This window comes from Schlesneria sp. (assembly GCF_036405755.1).
GTDB classification, from domain to species: Bacteria; Planctomycetota; Planctomycetia; order Planctomycetales; family Planctomycetaceae; genus Schlesneria; species Schlesneria sphaerica.
On the sequence record NZ_DASWWZ010000247.1, the window covers coordinates 1 to 6857 of the forward strand.

The window sequence follows — 6857 nt, forward strand, 5'->3', positions numbered from 1 at the left end:
ACGGCGGTTATGGTATCCGAGTCGAAACTTCGGGAACCTCGACCTCAAATAACCTGCTGATTCGCAACAATGAGATCTCGAACAACGGCACGGGAATCACGGGTGCGGGTATCTCGGCCTTCACCGGCGGTGGACTGGCCCTGGAACGACATGACAGCTCGACGCTCAACGCGATCATCGATTCCAACATCATTTCCTCGAACTTCAATGACGGAATCTCATTGCGGTCCGATGGAACATCAACCGGCGGCATGACAGTCGTGTCTCGTGACAATGACGTCCTGAACAACGCGGGGAACGGTCTGCAGATCTCAACAGACGGTAACGCTCGCTTGAACTTCACCTCGCAGCGAGACAACTACAGCGGCAACGGTGCTGGTTCGGGTAACAACATCGACACGACCGGTGGCGATAACATGGCCTTTGTCAGCAACGGAAACTCGGTCCTGGACGTCACACTCCAGAACGTGTTCTCCAACAGCTCCTCGGGCACGGGTGAAACCTCGAATGGTGTCCCCACGGGCAACGGTCTGTCTGGAACCACCAACGGCAGCAGTACCCTCAACCTGCTCGTCACGGGAAGCTCGTTGTCGAACAACCGCCTCAACGGTATCGTCCTGAACAGCAACGACCGGTCGTACATGCATGCGAGCATCTACGACACGCTGATGAACAGCAATAACGAGAACGGTATTCTGTTCAACCGAGCTTCTGCTTCACTGGTTCGGGCCAATATCGTCAACAGCTCGATGCAAAGCAACTTGGTCAACGGCTTCAATTTCCATGGACTTGGTAATGATCCCGAGGATCCAACACAGAAGTATCCTGGGCCGAATCGCATCAACCTGATTCAGTCGTCGCTGAACAACAACGGTATCAACGGAGTTGGACAAGGTGCCCGAGTCGACCTGCTTGGTGATTCGCAACTGGTCCTCAACGCCACGGCGACGACATTCAATAATAATGCTCAGAACGGCCTTCGCGTCAGCCTAAGCCCAGGTGCGGAGTTCGGATATACGATGGGAAATGAACGGTCAACATTCGATAACGTGCAGATCAATAACAACGGATCGAATGGAATCTTCATGACCAGTACTATCACTCCAACTGACCAAACGACCAACAATCCTGTTCTGCCTTACGATGCTCCATCTGTAACGTTCATGCAAGTGAGTGCCAACACTGGAAGCACAGAAATCAACGGCAATGGCTTCGGTGCCAACGCTACTGGATTGAGCGGTATTCTGGCTCAGTACCTGGGAGGAGACCATGATATCTTGGTCCAGGGAGACACTGTGAATGCGACGCCAAAGTATGGAACATTCATCCAGGGCAACCGGGGAGATGGTATCTTCGTCCAATCGGCGATCTCAGCGGATACCCAATTGACTGTTGATCGAGTGATCGTAGGCGGGCCGCTTGCAATTAATGCTAACGGTGGCCACGGGATCAACTTCCAGACCGTTTCGAAGCTCACGATCGTGGACGGAGCTGATTCTACAACCTGGTTGTTCAATGGTGCGGGACGTGCCACGCTAAACGTGACCGAATCAGTTGTACAGGGTAATACGCTCAACGGAATCAACCTATTCGGGAACGGCTTCTCGGATGTATCGCTGACCTCGGACGGAACTGGGAACTGGTCATCAGATCCAGGGGGTGTGTTGAACGCGAATATCTCGGATTCGCAGATTGCTGGTAACGGGGGAAGCGGGGTCAATATTCTGTTGCAAGGCAACTTTGGTGGATTTAGATACTCCGCTTCAGACATTGATGCGACCGAGTACAGTACTTTCAATCTCGTGGGCAATAACATCCATGATAATGGCGCGTTCGGTGTGAAAATGGAACAGAACGCAGGTTACGCGAGAACTGACTATTTCGTGCTGTTCCAAGACACCAATGCTGACGCTGATCCTCCCATCCCATTCAATCCGAACGACACACAGAATAATGGCTTGGGTAACACGGGATACAACACTTCGATCAAGGATGCTGATCGCTTGAGCAACTACATGTTCCTGCCAACCCTCAACAATGCGAAACTGAATCTCTACAACAACAATATTCAGTATAACGGTCGGGCAGGCGACTTGAGAGCTGCGGATGGTGTGTTTATCCGAGTTAGTACGCAGTCCTACCTGGCTGCGGATATCTTGAACAACCGGATGACGGGCAACGTTGCGAACGATCTGCATGTTGAATCCTTCGTGCAATACAACCCACAGAACGGTCAGACATGGCAGCCACTGTTGAGTGTTCGAGCGACTCCTCCAGATCCAAGCACGGTCTATCTTGACTACACGGCTCAGATGGACATGCGGCTGCGAGGTAATATCGGAAACACCGTCAACATCCAGGATCCGATGGTTAATACGTTGCGGGATGGCAGCAACGTCTACATGCCACTTGATGGCAACTCAACTCCCAACGGTGCAGTTCTTGGAAGTCGAGATGCGTCAAATGCGGATCCATTCAAGGACAACAATATCTCGAACTTCGGATATGAGAATCCGTTGCCTCGACTGGTTCAGCTGTTCCAGATTGACGATGGGAATAACCTGAATGTGACCAACAACTTCAGCCAGAATGGTGTGACGCAAGATCTGCAGAATGCGTTCTACAACGGAAACTTCCACTTGAGAGCATTCCAGGATCCGGATTTCCCGAATCCAGATTTCCCTCTGTACTTCGGCGACAGCCCAGGCAACCCATTCCTGCCGTAATCGTCTGATGGGCTGAACAATGATCGAAAGCCGCTCCCTTTAAACAGGGGGCGGCTTTTTTCCGTAGGTGTGGGATGAATTGCTACGGGAGAGTAGAAACCGCATTCATCGACCGCGCGAGACGCCAATTCGGCAATCGTACATTGAAGTCGAACGAACTCACCTTGTGAGTTTGCTGTGCTATCCGAATTCGATGCTGAGACGAGTCGCACGACTCTCCAAGCGAACGGCAGGTGTCAGCAAATGGTGCCGGGTCTCAAGGCGGGCGACTCAATTGGGAGGGGAGAAACATTCGGGTCGAAGTGACAGTTCCGAAGGCCCGATCGGTTCGAAACGTTACTGGAACGGAGGAGCCATCACATCGTCAAACTTGTGGACGACAAGCGGACGAAAATCCAGAACGACCTGGCCTTTCCGGACGACAGAAAGCCAGGAGTCCGGAGGCCGCCGGAGGAAGGACTGAAATCTCTGTCGAGAGGAGTGAACTGGAACGCCCAATAATAGGGGATGCGGCGATCAAAGAGATTTGCGAACGATCTCACCAGAAAGTATTGCCATGGCAAGTTCGAGCGAAAGATAAGTCGCTTGAGTGGGCGGGATGAACGTCGATGAACTGGTGTATGTTTCGCACTCCAACGGCTTTGGCCCTCTCGTTGAGCCGGAGATTTCAGGCTGTCCAGCAGATATCGCACTCGACCTACACTCGACAGAGCGTCGAATCCAGGCGGGCACGCTCGAAGTCATTCGCTGCCGGTGAGATTTGGTAAAAGCGTGAGTCCAGGGTTGAGCCCGGCGAGGCAGCTTTTGCAGTTCCACAATCTTACGCAACTCGGCTGCAGCATCTTCAGAGGAGAAGTTTTCCCGTTTCCACTTGGATACCTGCGACATGCTCCGCGACTCTGCTTACGAACGCTTGGTGCCTCGCAGCAAAGGGTATGGTCCAGGCAAGTCAGGAAATGAAAAAGCACTGGCTGATCCAGGATGGTCAACCAGTGCAGTAATAATTGGTCCGCAAGAAACGCCGCCAGGTCCGTGCGGGCCCGTCGGCAGCGCGAGGGGGGCTGTCAGACCGCAGATGCGTGGTTTCTCACGGTTTCGTTGGTGAATTGCACGACTGCAGCGGGGTCGAGAGGTTTCGAGAAGACTCGAGGGACCTTGTGGGCAAAGACCAGACGATCCGCTTCGCTCTGCATAGCCTCAGGGCAGCACACGACGATGGGAATTTCCGTTAATCGCAAGTCTTCCCGTACGTGCCGACAGAATTCGGCGCCGGTCATGGCAGGTAGTTCCAGGTCAGCGATGATCAGATCAAACCGCTGGCGTGCGGCGAGAATGGCTGCCTGTTCGCCGTCATATGCAACAAAGACAGAGTAGCCAGCCCCCTCAAGATGATTTCTTAAAGATTGAGACATGGCCCGATTGCTCTCGGCAATCAGGATCGAACGGCGTCGGTGCGACATACAGTCTTTTCTGAAAGAGTTCCGACAAGGCAACAGCGTCTGTCAGTCAAAACTGACCCCGCCACGCATTCTCTCAACCGGCTTACGACCTCACACGTCGCAACTTGAACGAAATGCTACCGGAATCGAATTCTTCTATTCGACCGGCCAACTTTAAGAATTGAATCAATTTGTCCGAAAGCGGTGTTCATACGCCCTTCGACGCTTCTTCCGCCGTGTACATCTGACGTAGTCGCCGAGTTGCTGCGCGCCTCATGACGCGAAACGTCACGAAATAGAGGGCTCGCATCACGTTACATAAACAGAGCAGCAAAACTCGCACAGGGAGTGAAGCCGTGGCGGCGACCCGGCGGCAGCTTCTTTGAAACGCCTGATTCCCTTCGATGGCGGGACTGAGCTGTTCGTGGACGATGCACCGGAGGAAATCTTGCGACCATCGCTCGACATAATCCTCGGGAAAGTCATTTCGAAATCGTTCCGATCGCATCCAATGTTTCGCTCGTTCCAGAATCCTCATCCCTTTCAGAGGATTGGATCGAGTCTCCTGCGACAAGCTTCCCGGATTGATTGTCCATTCCATGGCGGGGAATGGCCAGTAGCAGAAGCCATGGCGAAGTCCCAGCGTCTGGATGGCGAACGTGTCTCCCCACGACTCAAGTTCCGGCGGACAGCCACCGATGTCAAGCAGCGGAATTCGCCGGAACAGCGTCGCTGCGGAGAGCGAATGGGTGGCGGGTTCCACCTCAAGCACTTCATGCAGGTAGCGTGACGGTTCCAGAAAAATTGCCTGATGAATGTTCTTCAGTCCCGAAGTTCCCAGAGGTTGGCCCAGCGGATCGACGCTGACGAACTGACCACTGATGATTCCCGTTGAGGGGTACTGTTCCGCGAGCTGCATCGCCCCAGCGAAAAAGCCGGGCAGAATCCGGTCATCAGCGGCGCCACTGTAGACAAAGTCGCCTGTCGCCACTGTGATGGCTCGCTGAAACGATGCATGAAACCCGAGGTTGCGCTCGTTCACCAGCAGGTGAATCTGAGGATACTTCTCAACCCAGGAGCGGATGATGGTCAGGCTGTCATCTGTCGAGCCGTCGTCGACGATGATGAATTCATCGGCGGGACGCGACTGAGTCAGCATCGCTTCGATCGCGCGAGAGATCGACCGACCGTGGTTGTAATTGCAGATAATCGTCGTCAGCGTGGGCGACCGAAGGGAGCTGTTCGGTTTCTCGTCCGCGACCACTTCAGCACCACGAGAATCGGCAGGATTCGTACCCGCAGAACCTGCTGGACCTGACTGCCTGGGCGAACCGGAACGAAGACTTTCCAGAAATGCCGTTGCTTCAGTCGAGTCCTGCCCGTCCGGAGCCCAGGGTGCGAATTCGGCGTCCCCCGGAACGAAAGGTCCGTTCGTGGTCTCGTGAATCACCCCCCAGTCGGATTCGACCAGGACCGTATGCCACGCATCACATGCCAGTCGGTAAAGGGAGGGACGCCCCGTGCCGGTAGCACCCAGTGAGATCCGTCGTGTTTCCGCCCCCTGATCATCGAAAAAGACGACCTGCAACAGACCTTCTACCACGTGAAATGACTCGCTCTTGTTACGATGTCGGTGGACGCGCACGTAGGTGTCGCGGTCGAACATGATGACCATTTCCTGAATGGGGTCATCGCTGGTTCGATGGAGGCAGATTCGCGAGCGTTTCAGGGGGGAGTCTGCAGCCAACTGGCGAAGTCGCTGGAGCGTTTCTGGCTCGACAACATAGATGTCCGAATCGGCCACGATGACGTTTTTGGGAGGACTCACGAAAAGCGATCTCGATAGGGAATAGTCTGGGGGCGGTCAGCGACACTGAGCCGGGCGAAGGGGCATCATGTCCAATCCGCCCCCCTCCGAAAAGGTCTGCTGAGGAAAGTGAGCTGAACCACCCGCGACCCTGCCTTCGGAAGTTTCGACTTGCTCGACAACTTCTCACTGAAACTTTCAGGAGCGCGAGGGCATCTGAACGAAGAGGGAACCGACTTGAGCACGTCAGTCGCCGTTCTGACTCCCGGGATGCCGGATGTCATATCGCAGCTCAACCATCTCATTTTGTTTCTGCTGGACAGAAGTCAGCCTGAGGACGGGGTTCAGTAGCCTGCGAGGAAAGAGTGGCTTTCCCTGTCCCAGCGTCACAGACCCCACCTGTAGGATCAATTCATCAAGCAGCCCGGCGTCATAGAACTGACCTGCCAGCTCTCCCCCGCCCACGATCCAGATATTTTTGCCCCCGGCGACCGCCCGCATTTGGGAATGGACAGCGGCGACGTCTCCACTGACAAAGCGGATATCGGCTCCTTCGATGAGCGGAAGTTTTCGTCGTGTGAAGACCCACGTCGGCTGCTCGTACGGCCAGGCCGATCCGACTTCCTCGATGACCTTGTCTGCATGCCGCAGCATCCATTCGTAGGTATGAGACCCCATCGCCAGGGCACCGACCTGCGCGATGAACTCGGGATAGCTCGAATCATTGATGTCCCCCAGAGAGAACAACCAGTCCAGCGAGTCATCCTCTGTCGCAATGAAACCATCCAGACTCGTCGCGGTATAGAACTGCGTTTTCATGCAAAAGCCCCGAAAGTAATCCAAGTAGCCCTGTCGCTCCGAGCGTGTGATTTTTTCCCAATCGGC

4 protein-coding genes are annotated in these 6857 nt (G+C 54.5%); 1 reads left to right on the plus strand and 3 read right to left on the minus strand.

The annotated features are described in order from the left end of the window. A partial coding sequence (locus VGE80_RS08765) for a beta strand repeat-containing protein (RefSeq protein WP_440592387.1) occupies window positions 1-2726 on the plus strand: 2726 nt, incomplete at its 5' end. A gap of 1064 nt (window positions 2727-3790) precedes the next feature. Here VGE80_RS08765 and VGE80_RS08770 read toward each other — a convergent pair. The 3 genes from VGE80_RS08770 to VGE80_RS08780 all read right to left on the minus strand — a co-directional run bounded on the left by VGE80_RS08770 (window position 3791) and on the right by VGE80_RS08780 (window position 6791). Then, entirely contained in the window at window positions 3791-4186 is a 396-nt protein-coding gene (locus VGE80_RS08770; RefSeq protein WP_440592388.1) for a response regulator, read from the minus strand. A gap of 187 nt (window positions 4187-4373) precedes the next feature. Next, window positions 4374-5993, minus strand: a complete 1620-nt coding sequence (locus VGE80_RS08775; RefSeq protein WP_440592389.1) for a WbuC family cupin fold metalloprotein — start codon at window positions 5991-5993, stop codon at window positions 4374-4376. A gap of 225 nt (window positions 5994-6218) precedes the next feature. Further along, window positions 6219-6791, minus strand: a complete 573-nt coding sequence (locus VGE80_RS08780) for a dihydrofolate reductase family protein (protein ID WP_440592390.1) — start codon at window positions 6789-6791, stop codon at window positions 6219-6221. Between the last annotated feature and the right edge of the window lie 66 nt (window positions 6792-6857).

What these genes read in the sequence shown, in the direction of transcription:
- VGE80_RS08770 (WP_440592388.1), bottom strand. Translation starts at nt 4,186, where the DNA reads ATGTCGCACCGACGCCGTTCGATCCTGATTGCCGAGAGCAATCGGGCC.
- VGE80_RS08780 (WP_440592390.1), bottom strand. Translation starts at nt 6,791, where the DNA reads ATGAAAACGCAGTTCTATACCGCGACGAGTCTGGATGGTTTCATTGCG.